Below are 17,186 nucleotides of genomic sequence, written 5' to 3'. Positions count from 1 at the left end.
TAGTATTATATGCTAAATTTCTAGTAGTTTTGCTAATTTTTTTGCATTTTTTTTAGCATCGTGATTTTGATAAAATATTTTTAATGCATTATTAACGTAATTTTGACCGTTACCGGGATATTTAATAAAATTTCTAATTGTATCTGCCAGTAATTGAATGTCATTTTTATCAACGACCAATCCTAATTGATTTTCTTTGGTATATTGAGAAACATAAGCATAATCAGGTGCATGCACTAGCATAGGACGACCAGAGGCCAAATAATCAGTATATTTTCCGGGAGTAGCGGTCGTAATAATTGCGGGAGCATTAGTGTTCCAGGAAAGAGGTAAGAATAATAAGGTCGCCTCATTTTGGATCTTGGGAATTTCTGATTGATTTGCTGACAGAAGTTTGATATTATTTTTATTTACAATCGAATTTCTGATAGCGTCAGTAGGTTTTGGCGAATATATTAGTAGTTCTACCGGTAGATCTATTAGCTGTTCCATAGCTTTAATTAAATTTAAAAGACTCTGCTCTTGTGCCCAATAAACATAACCGGTAAAAATAATTTTGTATGGCGCTGTAATATGTCGTTCAACCCTGATTTTATCATAAGCATCCGTAAAAACTGAATTATGTATTATCTTAATATTTAAACTATCCCCGTATCTTTTTTTATATAGATCTTCGGTAGCTTTATTAGTCACGATTATTATTTTCGCGTTTTTAAAAATAACTTTCTCAAACAAGCTAGCCAAAAACTTATAGGGTAACTCAAATTTATAACCCTTGTAAACATCAAATATATAGAGTGCATAGGGGATTTTAGTAATTTTATGAGCGAAATAGGTGCTAATCAGAGCATAGCCAATATCTGATAATCCCAACAGCATGTTAAATTTGTTTTGCTTACTGATAGTAATAGTTTTTTTTGTGGTAGAAAATATAGAATAAACTAATAATGCTGAGATTACAATTAAATTAAAAACCGGCAGTGCTTTAAAAAAGTCGAAAACCTTTTTCGCTATATTTACATTTTTGCTGGCGGTCAGAATTTTAACACTACCACCGTTAATTTCTCCCTTATGATCAAAAAAATAATATTTACATGGAAGCCAAGACCCAGAAACATTTGATTTCTGGGTATCCCATATAATATTATATGAAGTCAGTATAGAATATGAATCTTTTGGAAATTGAGAAAAGACATTATAAAGACTCTGCGGTCCGCCGATCATTGGTGGTGCCCAGGAAGAAATGATTAGGATTTTTTTTGGTCCATCAGGAAATAAATGTTTCATAAATATTTTCAACTTTTAGTGTTTGCTCATAAGAAGATAGAGTTTGAGCAGTCAATTTACCTTGCTGACTTATTGCAATTCGAAAATTAGAATCATCGATAAGTTTCTTTACTGCTTTCTGAAGTTGTTCTTGGTTGTCTGGTTCAATAACAATTGAATCGCGACCAGGATGGATATATTCAACTAGACCAATATTCTTTGTACAGATTATTGGTATTCCATATGACATGGCCTCTAAGCAGACCATTGAAAAACTGTCTACAATACTTGGATGTACTAGAATATTGGCGACTGAATAGATCGACGACATTTGTTCAGGTAATATCTGTCCTGTAAATAATACTGAATCAGATAAATTTAATCTTTTTACTAATCTTTCTAATTTTGATTTAAGCTTACCAGTCCCAACAATCAGCAAAACTATATCACGATAACCTGATAATTTCAAACTATATAAGGCTTCGATTGACTTACTAATTCTTTTTTCTGGAACGAAAAATCCAACCGTTAGCAGAACAGTTTTATTTTTAGTGAAAGAAGATATTCTGTTTGTTGGTTTAAGATTGTTCTTAAGTGTAATGCCGTTGGGAATAATTTCGAAATTTATATGATTTAAGCCGTTGCTTAGATACGAATTGGCCGCTATTTTGGAAACAGAAATTAGTTTGTTAAAATGCGCCAAGTTTTCGATGGCTTTATTAACCACTTTTTTCCCAAAACATTGAACATGATATTGATATAATCCGTGTAATGTAAATATGGAAGGAATATTAAGTGCTTTTCCTACTTTTGAAGATTCATCTCCAATATATATTTCATGTCCATGGACTAAATCAAATTTGTGTTTTTGGTTAATCTTTACAGCAAGTTTTAGTACTTTTTTTGAAGAGTACTTTTTGTTTAGTAAACATAGTGTTTTTCCTGATATCAGCCTTAAGACTCTTAGCCCAACCATCCACATAGGATAATATCTTATGTAATAAATAGTCAGATTTTCTTTATGAATTATCTTTTTCTGATGTTTCACAAACAAGTTATATATTGAGGGTCCGTATAGGGTTATTACTACAACATTATATTTTTTAGTTAATTCATTAACTTGATTTACTACAAAAGTACCCAAAAACGAATTGTTTATATTAGGGAATGGTTCGGAAATTATGAGTAATGAAAGTCTATTATTTTGCACAATATTAAAAAATGAAATTATATTATCTTTTGATGATCTTTATTTTATTTGACATAAATCAATCTGTGAATCAATGAACGTCTGACTTAGTACGCTTTTCATTGCTTGCTTCCTTAATATCATTTTCACCACTGTATTCCGGCTGTAATACAGTAATTCGTGTCTTATTCATTGTTTTTTAGCCAGTTATAAGTATTATTTACCCCTTCCTCGATATTAGTAAATGTATGATTAATTATTGATTGGAGTTTACTATTATCCAATATAAAGCTGGGCACATCAAAATCGCGCGTTTCCAGCCTATTAGTTTTAAAATTGCCAATCTGCTTTTCAATAATTTTCAAAATATCGTTAATGGAGTATCCAACCCCGGAACCTATATTTATTGTTTCGTTTGAAATATTTTTCTCAATTAAATTCCTAACTATAGAAGAGCAATCATTGATATAAACGTAATCTCTGACAGTGCTTCCATCTCCCCAAATAGTTACAGTTTCATGGTTAATGATTTTATTTAAAATTACATTAATCAATCCCTGTTTATCGGATTTATGGTATCTACCGTAGGGATTGGCAAATCTTAGAACCAGGTAATTTATCCCGTATAAATAGTTATACAGATATATATATTTCTCAATTGAAAGTTTGACAATTCCATATGAACATATTGGATTTGTCGCTTGATTTTCAGTTACAACACTTTGCTCATGATCTAATAATCCATACACAGTACCGCCGGAAGAAATAAAGATAATTTTTGGAGTTGAATATTTACGCATCAGATCAAGCAGTTCAATTGTTGCTACCAAATTAGAATTTATATCATATATTATGTTTGCATTAGAATTTGAGGGGATGGTAGTTGATAATGCATGAATAACTATATCAATTTTATTTTCTTTAAATATTATTTCAAGATCTTGCTGAAAAGTGAAATTACCTTTGTAGAATGTTATCTTATCATCGCTTTTAGCATTTTTCTCCAAATCAAATGAAATAATGTTGCAATTATCTTTTAACTCATCAATTAAATTCCTCCCAATAAATCCTTCTCCACCTAAAATTAGTATTGTTTTTTTCATTCGGTTATATTCTTACCCAGTTTTCTGGAATTAAGTCTTTTGTTTCTTTTGTATTTTCACCAAACCATTTTTGAGGTGCTATTACAAGCTTATCGGGATTATTATTTAACCAAGCGCCCCACCAGCTAAATGAGCTGTTGGCAATAATGTTGCATTTGCAGGTGCTCATCAATCTCATATCCTCGTAATTATTTTCAGCGTTATTATGGTCTAAAAAGAATATTGGAATATCTTTACGAATATTTGTTCTAGCCCACTCAATGTCATCAGAAAAAACAAAATAATTTGGGTTTTGCAATTGTTTTTCCATTATATCAATTGCTTTGTGATAATATTCAAGCGGTAAAACTCCATGAACAGATTTTGTTTTCTTATTCGTCAGGTAATCCCCATGGCGTATGTGAATTGAAACCGAATCACAATTTGCAATTTTATCTATATATTCATTATTTACAATGTCAGGATTCGATTTTACCTTGAATTCATCCCGGATTAAATCTTGATAATCTATAAAATATTTTTCGCTTTGCCAATATCCGTCAAGATAGTAGTCTCCCCTTAAATTAAGTATATTTTGGTCAAAACTAAAATCTTTTTCAACAATATGGTGAGGATCTAACTGCCGTCCCGAAAAGCCTAATTTGTTCTTAATTTTTGTTTTAATTGAAACTGGTGGGTTTTTTAAATTGTTGATTTCTGATTCAGTGGCTTGATCTAAATGGATATTAAGGTGATTCAGTGAATATTTATGAAGTTTATAGCTAGAAAATCCGCTAAAATCCAATTTACAAATTGAGTTATTCTTTTTGGCTAAAGAAAAACCTAATGCATATTGAAACATCTGGTTACCTAATCCGCCGATAATTTTGGTAATAATCATAAATAATTTGAAAAATTAGTCAATATTCCTATAAGTAAGCAAGTTATTAATTAAAGATCGAATATTTTTAATTTGAATTAACAAAACAAGCATAAAATATTCTTTACTGAAATATGGTAACTGGTATTGCTTTTGTATTTTCTTAATTATGATGTGGTTGATACGATTAATTTTCAGTAGATTTTTAATTGTAAGCTTATTTTCTGACTGGTAGCGGTAGAAAATATCCGCGTTGCATAAACAATTCGTATAAAAAATAAAGTTTTCATGAAAGGTTTCCTTTACGCTTGCTAGGATTTTGTCCTTTGTTTGGTGTGACAGATTTTCAGGGTGTTCACGATATTGGATTACAATTCTTTTTAGGTTTGTACATTTATATTTGTGTACTATTTTAGAGAAAAAGGCAAAATCTTCTGCGCCGGTATTTGGATATTCACCTATTTTGTTGATAATTTCTTTTCGAAACATAACCGATGGATGACAAAAATATGTATTGGTAATAAACTTCCAGGCAATTTCCAAACTAGATTCTGGATGAAAAATATCAATTCGATGTCCTTGATTATTAAAAGGTGCATATCCGCCACCAACGAGAAAAATATCCGGGTTTTGCTCAAGAAAGTGATACTGTCTTTCAAAACGATCTGGAAGAGAAATATCATCTTGGTCCATGCGTGCAATATATTTTCCACTTACTTTTTGTAATCCGGTGTTTAGAGTGTTGGGAAGTCCTTTGTTTTGACTATGTTCAAAATATTTAATACGGGGATCATCTGAAGACATTGCCTGAGCAATTATGGCACTTTTGTCGCTCGATCCGTCATTCACAATAATTAGTTCCCAAGCTGTAAAAGTTTGGTTGCGAATACTTTCAATGGATTCACGTAGATATTTTTCGCCATTGTAAACTGGTAGAATTACGCTAATAATGGGTGGATTAATCATAGAGCTTTTATGATTTCTTCAAATACGCCTTTTGGTTGCCACTGCTCAAATACAGAACTTCGAATAAAATCTTGTCCAGCATTTTGATATTTTAAAAATTGAGGTTCGTCAATTTTGGAAAGATTGTCGTTAAGATCGGAAAAGCTTTTAAATTGGCGCATATCAATGAAACATTCAGAGGGGACATATTTTTCTATATTGCTGGCACCTAAATAAATGGGGATAGCACCAGTAAATAAACAATCAAATATTTTTTCAGAAATCCAGCCCTCAACATTTTTTTCATTTTCAAAACATAAGACAAATTTATATTGTGCTAAAGTAGAATATTTATCATCTACTGTACCTCGGTAACTCTGGTAGTGATGCAATCCGTCATACGCATCTTTTAAGTATTGTCCTACCTTGGCTGCTTTTATTGCTGTCACCAGATAACGCCAGTTGAATATACTATTGTCATTCCATCCCGGTCCGTAAATATCAAACTGAAAGTTAATGTTATCAAAGTAGCGGATAGCTTGCCTTCGAAAGGAATAAATCTCATTATCTACATAGCTATATTTGTTTGCGTTCATGAATGTGAGAAATTTACGTTCAGCAAAAGTCGTAAGAGTTGGTAGCAATTGTTGGCCTTGAGGGTATCGCAGTTTAAAAAACAAATGATTATCTATTAAATCATCTCGATAAGTAAATATCTTTCCATAACGATTCAATATTATTTTACTATATTGTTTTGGTATAACAACTTCAGGCTCAAAGAGAAAGAGTATCAGTCGTTCTTTCTTCACGCCACTCGCTTCACACTTTCTCAGTAATTCTTCATGATGATTGAAAAAGAGAATTGCATCGGCAGTCTCAATATTTCCCAAATCATAAGTATCTAGAGAAATATCTTTTTGTAAAAGCAAATCACGCAAAATTCCATAAGGACTTTCAAAAACCTTATTGTTTAAGTCATAATCACCAAAGGGGCATAGGAGGTATTTTTTCATTTATACTGGTTTATCATTGTTTGCTTATTTATTATACCAGTCCTTAATCGATAATAGCGGTTGATATTTGTCTTTATCGTAAGTAATATTTAGATCTTCATTATAGAATATTTTACAAAATATTGCGTATTTCTCAATCGCGAAATTAACATATGATTTTGGTATATTGTCTAATATTTTATCTTTATTGTTAAAATAATACATCCCTGATCCTACTGCAGCAAAATGTGCTAACCGATTGCCAAAATCTATTAAAGCGTTAATTGCAGGATATTTATTTACTCGTTTTCCATAGAAATCACATCCCCCAAATTCATCTTGATTTAGATGATAGACAGTTCCTCTATTATGCAATATATCAAACATAACAGGATCAAAAAAATCTATGACTGGGTGGCCAAGCGGGTTGTAACCTCCTTGGCACATTTTTGTTAACGTTTTATAGTTATATCCCGTAATTTTTTCGCGATCAAAGCCAAAGCAAAGGGTTTGAGTGAGATCTGGTAAATGTCGTATATCATCACGATTATTTGGGTTATGTTTATAATTTCTTATTGGGCCGACAATACTGTAACCCTCTATTAATTTTTTGATTATATCATCAAAAACCCTGTCTCGGAAAATTACGTCACTGTCAAAATGAATGATATATTTTTCTTTTCGATCCAAAATAACTTTTGCCCATAAACTTGCTGTTCCCAAATGACCATAATTAAAATTATGGATTATTAATTTTTCAGCACTAATATCATGAAAAATAAAATTGGTACGTTTTTCTATTTGATTGAAATCATTTGGTGTTCCAAATATGTGAACGGTAGTATTAGGATGATGAACAGAAAAAGAATCCAAAGCGATTTTTCCAATTTTGGCGCATCCATATATTTCAGTGAAGATAAATGATTCCTTCCCTGGATTGCTTTTTAATACGTGGGGTGGAAAATACCGCCAGACAAATTTTTGTAATCTATCGAAAATATATATAGGTAATCGACCGCATCGATTAAATAATGATGATATAAAGCGAACGGTAATATTTTTTATTGGTCCGGCAATATTTATAAGCATATAATAGGGGATTGAAATAAATTGTTTTAAAAGATACACTTTAAGATCACAAATTGCAAGCTTTATTAATTTTTTTCGGGATGATTTCGATAAATGTTTGTTTAATAATTTAATAAAATCTACTCTTGGTAATCTTGTTAATACTTTTTCGATAATTATTTCTGCCCAAATACGTGGAATGTTTATTTTTTCTGGTAAAATTAATATCCATTTATTGTAAAAAGTAAGCGCATTAGAAAACATATGCAATTTATCATTTTGCATATTTTTGCTGTACCGACGAATTTTTACTAAATTAATATTGACAAAATCAAATTCGTAGTATTCTGCCAAACGAAGCCACATATCCCAATCTTCATATGCGGTCATTTTTTCATCAAATAAACTAGTCTTATCAAAGCATTCTCTTTTAACTAAAACACCACTTGCACTGCCGGTTATTTTATTTAATGGAAGAAGTTTTTTAAATATACCCCCCCGGAGGAGAGGATCAGCTTGCTGTATATAGTACTTATCTGTTAAATGTCCAGCCTCATTTATAATATCGTATTGGCAGTACACAACCCCAAGATTTTCGTTTGTTTTGTTATGAAATAGTTTTATTTGCTCTTCAAGCTTGTTGGGATACCACTCATCGTCTGCATCTAAAAAAGCAATATACTCGTTCGTGGAATTCTGGATTCCTTTGTTTCGAGCCGAACTAAGACCGCCATGTTCTTTTTTAATATATTGAATAGGAATTATTCCTCGATGACTATTAATGAAATTGGCCGTGTCGTCTGTTGAACCGTCATCAATAATAATAATTTTATTAGGCGGGTAAGTTTGCTTTTCAACTGATTGAATTGCCTGAATGATAAAATCCTGCCCGTTGTATACAGGTATAATAACGTCGATAAATGATTTATTTTGAACAGAATTATGGATGATCATTTGTTCATATGCAATTTATTAGAAACATATTTGTGCTAATAATATGTTACTCAGATAATAAATTAATTTACTTACATAACTGCCTTGTGACTACGATCGTATTTTGCAATGCAATATTTAATAACAGTAGTCGGTAGAAAGTTGTTTAAAAAAATTAGAAAGCTAACAAATCTTGGCACGTCATTCTGATAGCCACAATCCCGAATCTCTTTTATGGATTTTACTCGGTAGTGAGCTACTATGTCACTCAACATTGCTACATACTTTTTCTTCCGTGTTGTAGGGATGACATTTCGGATTTTGTTATAAACATAAAAGTATTCAAAAATATCAGCTTGCTTATTATATATACAATCATTAGTGACATTGTGCTCTGCTTCGGTAATGTTTACAATTAACGGTTGTGGATTGAAAGCAAAATGACTGTTCTTATTAAGAATGCTGATATAGAAATCAAAATCAACAGTCCATTTTAAATTCTTATCGAATAGTATATTTACTTTACGGCGATGTATCGTAGCACTTGGTGAGCCGATGATATTTCCATAAAAAAGGGAAGTTGGCTCTGTTTTTAATGAGATACGCTGTTCAAATGAAATATCATGTATCCTAGTTCGGCCGTCTTTAGCATATTGAACAAAGGAAGGGCAAAATGCAAAATCAGCATTTGGATTTTCATCCAGCATCTTTACAAATTCTGATAAACTGTTTTTATTTTTAAACCAATCATCATGGTGCAGTATTTTAATGTATTCTCCGGTGGCATACCGGATTGCTTCATTCCAATTTTCCGGTGATCCTAAAGTTTTTAAATTTTTATAATATCTCAACTTACCTTGAAAATCAAATAATTCCACTAAATTCTTAACGTCATTATTCGGTGAATCATCCGTTAATATAATTTCATAATCCTGATAGGTTTGCGATTTTATTGACTCAAGATTTTTTCGTAAAAACTTTATCTGTTTGTAAGCAGGAATGCAAATTGAGACTTTTGGTAATGACATATTAATTTTTCTTGGCGACACTAATGATAAAATCTTTATGGCCAAGAGTTTCTTGAATTAAGTGTGTTTGATAATTTTGATACTTGAAACATTCTATAGTAAAACCGGTTGCTTTCAGCCATTGCATAATTTTTTCTTCATTAATATAGAAGGTTTGATGGAAGCCAAGTTTTATTGCGTTTTCGCTTCTTTCTTGCATGTAAGGTGTTGAGAAAATTAATTTACCGCCAAGTTTCAATGCCTTATGGTAAATATTTAGAAGTTTGACAATATCATCTTCCATCAAATGTTCAATAGTCTCAAATGAAATAATCGAGTCAAATTCAAGTGAGTATTTAAGGTCTAAAAGATTCGAATTGATAAATTCAACATTTTTTACGTTTGCATATCTTTCTTTTATTTTTTCAATTACCTCTGAATTCAAATCAACTCCAATTACTTTTTGGGATTTTTCAGCAAGCATCATCGAACCATAGCCCGTCCCGCATGCAAAATCACCACAGACAGAACCCGTAGTTATGTAATCTCTGGCAAATTCATAACGACGATAATGAGATTTTTGATATAAATCAAATTTATCAAATTGAGCATCTTTTTGGTATTTAATATCAACTCTTTCACCATTTCCTTCAAGTTCTCCGCTTGCGGCAGGTTTATTGAAAAATTTGAAATATATTTTTCTAAGAATGTTTTTAATAAGCATAATAGATTATTTTATCTTTTTTAAATAGCCGTTAACATTAAAGGTGGCATTTTTTCCGAAGAAATCACACCATTTACGATCAATAACAAAATTATCGTTACTTTTCATAAATTCATTTATAGCTTTCAATGGACCGCCATGATATTCTTTTGACATTCCCAACTCATTAACAATCCCATCTTCAACAATCAGATATGAATTTTGGGATACAAGTGGCGCAAACTTTTTGATTGAATTCAGAGTATCTTCGTAAATGTGCGAAGCATCTTCAATTACTAAAACAGTATTAAACCCTTCAGCTTCTTTTAGATCATATTTTTCCCATCCTTCGGTGAATAGACGAATTCTTTTGTGGTCCTGCAATAAATCATCTGATTGTTTTTGTATGTCAATTGTATGAACTATTCCTTTTCCGATGACATCTAAGATATCGGCAATATATAAAGCACCACCACCAATATTGGTTCCTATTTCAATAACAAGATCAGGTTTTATTTCATGTAAAATCATCTGATATAAAACATAGTCAAAAGGGCAACGAATTGCTTTAACACCTCGATAAGTAATATTATGATGACCTGCACAAATTGAATTGGTATCGAATTTTACTTCCTCGCTATTTTTATTTACAAACTTCATATGAAAGATAAATAATGTTAATATAATTTTACGATTGAAACTAATTACTCAAGCCAGCATCCATAAATATACAGAACCCTAAGATATTCAGATCGGTGAATGTCAACTAAATAATATTTATTACTATCAGTCTCCCAGATTTTATTCGCATCTAATTAACCTACTTAATTCTGACAGTGTTCCATTGCAGAAGTGGTCTAACTGCCCCCGGAAAACTGCCACCATAATTTCCTCTTGCCGAACCACCTTCGATATCGTCAATAACATTAAAAGCGACTGCGTTTGTTTCTTGTATGTGTACGGTGAAGGGATCGTGTTTTAATATTGCAACACCAACCGTGTGCATTCCCTCAGAAAGAAAGTTGCCAGGTATCCACATGGTTGAAGAATAGTAACCCCTGTGGCGTGGCAATATCCTCAAATCAGATGTTACGTCGTGAGAATCAAATATATTAACCCCCTGCGCATTAAATAAATTACAACCTTCCGTAAAAATACAACCTTCTTCTAAAACTTCATAATCCATTGAAATCCCAATTTTATTTCTAATATCAAAACTTTCGGAAATTTTGTTGTTTTCGGTATGCACACTTACACTTAAAAGACGTACAAAATTGTCACTAGGTGCCTTGTTTATATCAGACCACGTGCGTCTTGAAGTATTTCCCGAATCTGATTTGAAATATGTGGCAATTGCTTGTTCAGTCGGGCCAAAATATTTGATTTTGCCATCGACTAAATAAATAACAGTATTACATAAACGTGTAATAGCATCCATGTTATGACTTACAAAAATTACTGTTCGTCCTCCTCGACCTACTTCTTCCATTTTACCGATACATTTTTTTTGAAACTGGGAATCTCCGACTGCTAAAACTTCATCAACAATTAAAATATCGGGTTCAAGATGAGCCGCAACTGCAAATGCTAAACGGACATACATCCCGCTCGAATAGCGTTTTACAGGGGTATCTATAAATTTTTCAATTTCTGCAAATGCTACAATTTCATCAAATTTTTTCCTTATTTCCGATTGCTTCATACCTAAGATTGCCCCGTTCAAAAAAATATTTTCTCTCCCGGTGAGTTCCGGATGAAAACCTGTGCCAACCTCTAATAAACTTGCTACTTTACCACGCAACTTTATTTCACCGCTTGTAGGATGAGTAATCTGTGAAAGAATTTTTAATAAGGTGCTTTTACCTGCACCATTTCTGCCAATAATACCAATTCGCTCTCCTTGATTTATGGAAAAATTTACATCCTTGAGTGCCCAAAATTCTTCTTTTTTAGTTTTCTTTTGTCCTCGCAATAATCGAAATGGCTTTTTAGCTAAATCCGTAACAGTATCGCGTAAAGTTTCGTAAGGGAGATTACGAGATATGATATATTTCTTTGATAGATTATTTACTTCAATTATTGGGTCATTCATAAATTTATGCTAAGTCAGCGAATACTCGCTCTGTTTTCCTAAAATAAAATATACCAAATACAAATAATGATACGGCAATCACTGCAGAAATCCCCAATAGAACAAAATCAATTTCTTTATCACCAATAATTCCTGTTCTGGCAGTTTCAATAATTCCGGTCATCGGATTCAGAGCTAAGAGCCACTGATATTTTTCCCCTATAAGAGTAGTCGGATAAATAACGGGAGTCAGAAAAAATAAGGTCTGAATAAAAAATGGGAGCGCGTAGCGGATATCTCGGTATCTAACATTAATTGCAGCTAGTAAAGATCCCAGACCGGCAGCGGAAAGAAAGGAAAGCAAAATTAAAAATGGAAATAATATAATACCGGTAATTGTGGGTGTAAAATGAAAATAGATCATTAGACCAATTAATATAACTAGTGCAAGGGCAAAATCAATCAATGGTGTAATAGTTGATGAAAGAGGGAGAAGTAGCCGAGGGAAATATATTTTTTTTACTACATTTTCATTGGCAACTAGTGCATCACTTGCACCTGTTAACGAAACTGAGAAATAATTCCAAAAAAGCAATCCTGAAAAGACAAATATAGGATAAGGCACTCCGTCTGAGGGCATTTTTGCTAGATTTCCAAAAAAGACAGAAAACACGACCATTAATAAAAATGGTTGTAATATCGCCCAAGTAATACCGATTATGGTCTGCTTATAACGAACTTTAATATCCCTCCAGGCAAAAATATAAAATAGTTCTCTGTATGAGAACAGTTCCTTCAAATTAATACCCACCCAGCCTTTTTGGGGTTTGATTATGATCATGTTTTTAGATTCCAATTGTTTCATGAGATTATTTCTATTAACAAAAAAATTTAATTGATTTGTATGATTTTTCTGACATGATTATAATTTAGCAAAACGTTTTTTTTGTTGTAATTTTGTTGAAGAATATTTTACAATAATTCCAAATAATATTATGCCTAAAATTTCTATACCTGAATTAAATGTATTGATTCTTATCCCGAATTTATTAAGGATAAAAACTGCAAGAGGAACAATAGTAATTGATAATACCAAAGATATGATTATTCTTTCAATAAAGTCAATTTCATCCTGTTTTTTCCAAAAAACCCAACTCCAGACGAATCCGGGTAGAAATAATAAATAAATCGATCCGAAAACCACCTGAAATGACCGCGAAACGCTATATCGAATACTTAATAGGAAAGTAAATGCGAGCAACAAAAATAAAGCAAGAATTGAATATTTTAGCCAGTTATTATTATAATATTTCTTAATATTCATAAAATGTTCTATATCTAAATCCAACTTACTCTTAGCATCGTAATAGTTGATAACGCGAGTAAATAATTAAAGAAATTACTTGAAATTCAGGTTATACTGTAACACAAATATGCTTTTTTGAAAATACCATAGTAATTTAAAGAATTTTTGTCAATACTGGCTTAATATCTATTGTTTGATAATTTCATAAACAAATATTTAGTCCCTTTTAAAACAAACCAAGGATCAAAAATTATAATTGTATAAAAAATCTTCCAGATTCGGGTATTATACCAAAAGCGGACAGAGAGTATGAATAATCGAAGCGCGACGTCACTTTTGATTAGTTTAAGATCATTCTTTCCAACCTTATTTGTTTGAATAAATGCCTTATATAATTTGCAAATTATTTTATTGATTTGAATTACACTATTTACATCAGACGCATTTTTCAAATAAAGTTGTCGAACAATATCGATAGATACATAATTATTTAATGTTTTTGATATCAATTCCCGGCAAAGTTTAATAGAACTATTTACTTGTTGATCAAGATGGATTTGGCTGGTATTTTCATCATGTTTACGCAGGTGAAATAATATATCATCCAAATTAGTTAACTTTGTTATTGAATTCAGCCTTATCCACAAATCATAATCTTCGTAATATGTTGCCTTTGTATTGTAACCGCCCATCTCTTTTACTAGTGATGTTCTCATCATGACTGTGGGATGGGCAAGTGGGGAGAAAAAATGCAGTTTCCAGCTGAATAATAATGGTCGGTTAGGAAAATGAATTTCATTTTTTAGTGTACCTTCTTGGTCAATTATTCTAAAGCCAGTACCGCAAACTCCTATTTCAGAATGAGCATCCAGAAAAGCAATCTGTTTTTCCAGGCGGTGGGGGAGTGATACGTCATCTTGATCCATTCTGGCAATGTATTCGCCTTGTGCTAGTGATATGCCAGTATTAAGCGTTTTAATTAGACCAAGATTATTCTTGTTGGAAAAAAAACGAATCCGAGGATCTTTGAAATCTTGGATTATTCTGCCACTTCGATCAGTTGAGCAATCATCGATTATCAGTAATTCAAAATTAGTAAATTTCTGATTCAGAATGCTTTCTATTGCTTCCTTGATATATTTCTCCCCATTGTATACGGGCAGTAGAACAGTAATTATTGGTTTGTTCATAATAATTTATTAGAGATATATGTATTAATAGTTCATTTTATTAAGGAATGTCTGTATTATTGGTTTTAGATATTTTGGCGTAATTTGTTGCAGATTAAGAAAAATATCGTAATCACGTCGATTTAGAGCATAACGCAGAATAAATATGACATATAAACAAACTGTGGATAAATCAAATACAATTTGAAGGATCAGCTGATGAAACAGCAACCTGATAATTACTAGTGTTAAAAAGAAAAGAAGATTTATTACTAAGACATGGATAAAATATTTTGTGAAAAATTTTAACTTATACTTTCTGATCAGAACAAAGGCCAATATCATACCCAGTAATTGAGCAAAACTATTCGCGATAGTGGCGCCAAGAGCCTGAAAAGGGGGGATAAGTAACAGATCAAGCGTGATGTTTAGCAAAGCGGCTGCAAAACCAATGTAAACAATTTTCCGGATATCGTTGCTTAATGAAGGGATGGTTGAAACAGGATTAAAAATAAGTGGAACAATTTGAGAAAAGATAACGAGGGGGAAAATTATTCCGGCGGATATAAAGTCTTGGCCGTAAAAGAGAAGAATAATTTTATTGATGTACATAATAAATAGTATTGAAATCGGAATAACAATAATACCCAAATATTTTGTTAAATGTTGGGATAAAAAATGTAGCTTATCCTGTTGCTTCGTTCCAATCAACTCGGCAGTTGTATTATTGATTACCGTTATCAGAGGGCTGAAAATCAATGTAATATATAAAGCCAGGGAATATGCCAGTGAATAAATTGCGATTTGTTGATTATTGCTGTAAATCCCTAAGAAAAATAGTTCTGATTTATCCCAGACTATCGATACAAAAAACAAGTTTATAAATCCCCAAGCAGAATAGCGAATAATATTTTTCCAAGGCAAGGTTTCAATGTTTTGTGGAGGAGGAATATTGAGGCGATAAATGGATCGCAGGCACCAAACCGACGTAATAAGAGAAAAAAGATTAAAAAATATGTAAAATATTATTAAAGTAAATAACGAGGCGTGGGTTTTAAAAATATAGAAAATACCACCCAACCAGATGATCTGTGTAATAATTTTGAAAATTGCTAAAATCTTGAATTTTTGGATGGCCCGTAGTACGCTTAATAGAAAATTATTTAAAATTATCGGAATCAAGGCAATCAGCGCATATAAAAATAATTTATCCTGTTCTTGAGATTGGAACTTGATTAAATATTTAGTGGCAAGTCCGGAGTTGATAAATAGTAAGGCAAGGATGACAATCAAAATGATAATCTGCACCACCAGGAAATAATTAAACATTTTTTTCCAAAGGACTTTTTGGTTGGGATTCAGGCTGAAATAGTATTGTGGAATATATTTTAATATTGCCTGTCCAAGGCCCGGATTAGCCAGAAGCGAGAAGGTGGCAATCACCCAAATGAAGTAATTGAATACGCCAAATTGGTCGATACCCAAATAACGGACCAAAATGATAGAAGAGACAAATCCAATAATAGAGGTAATAATAAAACTGCCGGTGGTCCAGAATGTTGATTTTGCTATGTCGTGAGTGTAGTTTTTATCCAATTTTGTGCTAATTAGTTTCAGACTATTTGAGAAGAAAAAGAATTATTTATATTCTATTTTTGAATTTATTTACTGAGCCAATGATTTTTTTCAAATGGTCCAGATTATTGGTAAATAGTTTTTCCGGGAGAATAGTAATTTCTTTCTTTGTTTGTTCCTTTGAATTTAAAGAAATTACATTATTGGCTACAAGTGGAAAAAAATTATATTTATTTAATACTTGATCTCTGGATATTTTTAATGCATTCAAATGATCTTGATAATATTGTGCATTTGATAAAATATTTTCAATAACTTTTATTGATTGGTCAAAATTGTCTATATCAATCCTTACGAATGAATCAGGGTGAAAATATTCTTCAGCATTTGGACAGCCGTAATAAAGGGGGAATGTATAGGTTAAGAAGCAATCGGTTAATTTTTCCGTTATCCAATCGGATTCCCACTCATTTTCAATAGATACTGTAAATTTATAAGGCGCCAAAACCTCCCACTTATCATCAAAGGGGCGGATACCACGACCGAACAGATCTATTGAATCGCCAAAATATTCTTTTAGCCGATAAGCAAATTGGAGACGTTTTCTATGGCCCTTTGACAAAGCTTTATTGGAAGTAATAATGGAGATGAGCTTTGTTTTTTTTACAAGATGCGTTTCAGCTAAATCATCGTAAGTTTTATTAAAGTGCCAAAAAAGAGTTGTGAGAGTGTTAACAACATCTTTGTGTTTAATATTTTTTTGTGCTGTGACAACTTTCGAAAACTGATTTAAAAAAGCAGGTTTGTACTTTTGTATTGATGACGGTTCCAGAGCGAAAAGGATAGTATTCTCGGATGGACAATTGACCCTTTCTTCTTTATTTACATTATTTAAAACAATCCAATAATCACATTCCTTGATATCTTGATTGACAAAAAACCTGCATTTACCCCAATCAGTTCCTTGTTTAGGCATTTGCCTATTGAGATTATTGGGGCT

At 31.9% G+C, this 17,186-nt stretch carries 16 protein-coding genes; all 16 read right to left on the bottom strand.

Going from position 1 to position 17,186, the window contains the following annotated elements; all coding sequences use genetic code 11:
- Positions 1-12: 12 nt before the first annotated feature.
- Entirely contained in the window at positions 13-1,287 is a 1,275-nt protein-coding gene (locus WCW66_01840) for a glycosyltransferase (GenBank protein MFA6391484.1), read from the bottom strand.
- Positions 1,268-2,476 carry a glycosyltransferase family 4 protein gene (locus WCW66_01835; protein MFA6391483.1) on the bottom strand — a complete coding sequence of 403 codons (1,209 nt, stop codon included), beginning with the start codon at positions 2,474-2,476 and terminating at the stop codon, positions 1,268-1,270. Before WCW66_01835 ends, WCW66_01840 begins: the two co-directional genes overlap by 20 nt.
- Positions 2,477-2,640: 164 nt before the next feature.
- Entirely contained in the window at positions 2,641-3,558 is a 918-nt protein-coding gene (locus WCW66_01830; protein MFA6391482.1) for an NAD-dependent epimerase/dehydratase family protein, read from the bottom strand.
- A 4-nt stretch (positions 3,559-3,562) separates the two neighbouring features.
- Positions 3,563-4,438, bottom strand: a complete 876-nt coding sequence (locus WCW66_01825) for an alpha-1,2-fucosyltransferase (GenBank protein MFA6391481.1) — start codon at positions 4,436-4,438, stop codon at positions 3,563-3,565.
- Between the two features lie 15 nt (positions 4,439-4,453).
- Positions 4,454-5,383, bottom strand: a complete 930-nt coding sequence (locus tag WCW66_01820; GenBank protein ID MFA6391480.1) for a glycosyltransferase — start codon at positions 5,381-5,383, stop codon at positions 4,454-4,456.
- On the bottom strand, positions 5,380-6,375 hold the full coding sequence (locus tag WCW66_01815) for a glycosyltransferase family 10 (protein ID MFA6391479.1): 996 nt from the start codon (positions 6,373-6,375) through the stop codon (positions 5,380-5,382). The genes WCW66_01820 and WCW66_01815 overlap by 4 nt, the downstream gene beginning before the upstream one ends.
- 24 nt (positions 6,376-6,399) lie before the next feature.
- On the bottom strand, positions 6,400-8,376 hold the full coding sequence (locus WCW66_01810; protein ID MFA6391478.1) for a glycosyltransferase family A protein: 1,977 nt from the start codon (positions 8,374-8,376) through the stop codon (positions 6,400-6,402).
- 71 nt (positions 8,377-8,447) lie between these two features.
- Positions 8,448-9,383 carry a glycosyltransferase family 2 protein gene (locus WCW66_01805; GenBank protein ID MFA6391477.1) on the bottom strand — a complete coding sequence of 312 codons (936 nt, stop codon included), beginning with the start codon at positions 9,381-9,383 and terminating at the stop codon, positions 8,448-8,450.
- 1 nt (position 9,384) lies between these two features.
- The gene (locus WCW66_01800; protein MFA6391476.1) at positions 9,385-10,086 is read right to left on the bottom strand and encodes a class I SAM-dependent methyltransferase; all 702 of its coding nucleotides are present in this window, start codon (positions 10,084-10,086) and stop codon (positions 9,385-9,387) included.
- Between the two features lie 6 nt (positions 10,087-10,092).
- Positions 10,093-10,725: a CmcI family methyltransferase gene (locus WCW66_01795; protein ID MFA6391475.1), complete on the bottom strand. Its 633-nt coding sequence runs from the start codon at positions 10,723-10,725 to the stop codon at positions 10,093-10,095.
- A 160-nt stretch (positions 10,726-10,885) separates the two neighbouring features.
- Positions 10,886-12,157 (bottom strand): ABC transporter ATP-binding protein, encoded by a 1,272-nt coding sequence (locus tag WCW66_01790; GenBank protein MFA6391474.1) that lies wholly within the window; start codon positions 12,155-12,157, stop codon positions 10,886-10,888.
- A gap of 4 nt (positions 12,158-12,161) precedes the next feature.
- Entirely contained in the window at positions 12,162-13,001 is an 840-nt protein-coding gene (locus WCW66_01785) for an ABC transporter permease (protein ID MFA6391473.1), read from the bottom strand.
- Between the two features lie 57 nt (positions 13,002-13,058).
- Positions 13,059-13,460 (bottom strand): DUF1616 domain-containing protein, encoded by a 402-nt coding sequence (locus WCW66_01780; GenBank protein ID MFA6391472.1) that lies wholly within the window; start codon positions 13,458-13,460, stop codon positions 13,059-13,061.
- Between the two features lie 161 nt (positions 13,461-13,621).
- Entirely contained in the window at positions 13,622-14,632 is a 1,011-nt protein-coding gene (locus WCW66_01775) for a glycosyltransferase (GenBank protein MFA6391471.1), read from the bottom strand.
- Positions 14,633-14,656: 24 nt separating this feature from the next.
- Positions 14,657-16,207, bottom strand: coding sequence for an oligosaccharide flippase family protein (locus WCW66_01770; GenBank protein ID MFA6391470.1), 1,551 nt, complete (start codon positions 16,205-16,207; stop codon positions 14,657-14,659).
- 46 nt (positions 16,208-16,253) lie between these two features.
- On the bottom strand, positions 16,254-17,162 hold the full coding sequence (locus WCW66_01765) for a glycosyltransferase family 10 (protein MFA6391469.1): 909 nt from the start codon (positions 17,160-17,162) through the stop codon (positions 16,254-16,256).
- Between the last annotated feature and the right edge of the window lie 24 nt (positions 17,163-17,186).

The organism is Patescibacteria group bacterium (assembly GCA_041664365.1).
Taxonomy (GTDB): domain Bacteria; phylum Patescibacteriota; class Patescibacteriia; order UM-FILTER-42-10; family UM-FILTER-42-10; genus JAHJEX01.
Note: the sequence above shows the minus strand (reverse complement) of the source record. Positions and strands in the feature narration are given on the sequence as shown.

What these genes read in the sequence shown, in the direction of transcription:
- WCW66_01805 (MFA6391477.1), bottom strand. Translation starts at nt 9,383, where the DNA reads ATGTCATTACCAAAAGTCTCAATTTGCATTCCTGCTTACAAACAGATA.
- WCW66_01790 (MFA6391474.1), bottom strand. Translation starts at nt 12,157, where the DNA reads ATGAATGACCCAATAATTGAAGTAAATAATCTATCAAAGAAATATATC.
- WCW66_01775 (MFA6391471.1), bottom strand. Translation starts at nt 14,632, where the DNA reads ATGAACAAACCAATAATTACTGTTCTACTGCCCGTATACAATGGGGAG.
- WCW66_01785 (MFA6391473.1), bottom strand. Translation starts at nt 13,001, where the DNA reads ATGAAACAATTGGAATCTAAAAACATGATCATAATCAAACCCCAAAAA.
- WCW66_01780 (MFA6391472.1), bottom strand. Translation starts at nt 13,460, where the DNA reads ATGAATATTAAGAAATATTATAATAATAACTGGCTAAAATATTCAATT.
- WCW66_01815 (MFA6391479.1), bottom strand. Translation starts at nt 6,375, where the DNA reads ATGAAAAAATACCTCCTATGCCCCTTTGGTGATTATGACTTAAACAAT.
- WCW66_01765 (MFA6391469.1), bottom strand. Translation starts at nt 17,162, where the DNA reads ATGCCTAAACAAGGAACTGATTGGGGTAAATGCAGGTTTTTTGTCAAT.
- WCW66_01825 (MFA6391481.1), bottom strand. Translation starts at nt 4,438, where the DNA reads ATGATTATTACCAAAATTATCGGCGGATTAGGTAACCAGATGTTTCAA.
- WCW66_01795 (MFA6391475.1), bottom strand. Translation starts at nt 10,725, where the DNA reads ATGAAGTTTGTAAATAAAAATAGCGAGGAAGTAAAATTCGATACCAAT.
- WCW66_01800 (MFA6391476.1), bottom strand. Translation starts at nt 10,086, where the DNA reads ATGCTTATTAAAAACATTCTTAGAAAAATATATTTCAAATTTTTCAAT.
- WCW66_01820 (MFA6391480.1), bottom strand. Translation starts at nt 5,383, where the DNA reads ATGATTAATCCACCCATTATTAGCGTAATTCTACCAGTTTACAATGGC.
- WCW66_01830 (MFA6391482.1), bottom strand. Translation starts at nt 3,558, where the DNA reads ATGAAAAAAACAATACTAATTTTAGGTGGAGAAGGATTTATTGGGAGG.
- WCW66_01840 (MFA6391484.1), bottom strand. Translation starts at nt 1,287, where the DNA reads ATGAAACATTTATTTCCTGATGGACCAAAAAAAATCCTAATCATTTCT.
- WCW66_01810 (MFA6391478.1), bottom strand. Translation starts at nt 8,376, where the DNA reads ATGATCATCCATAATTCTGTTCAAAATAAATCATTTATCGACGTTATT.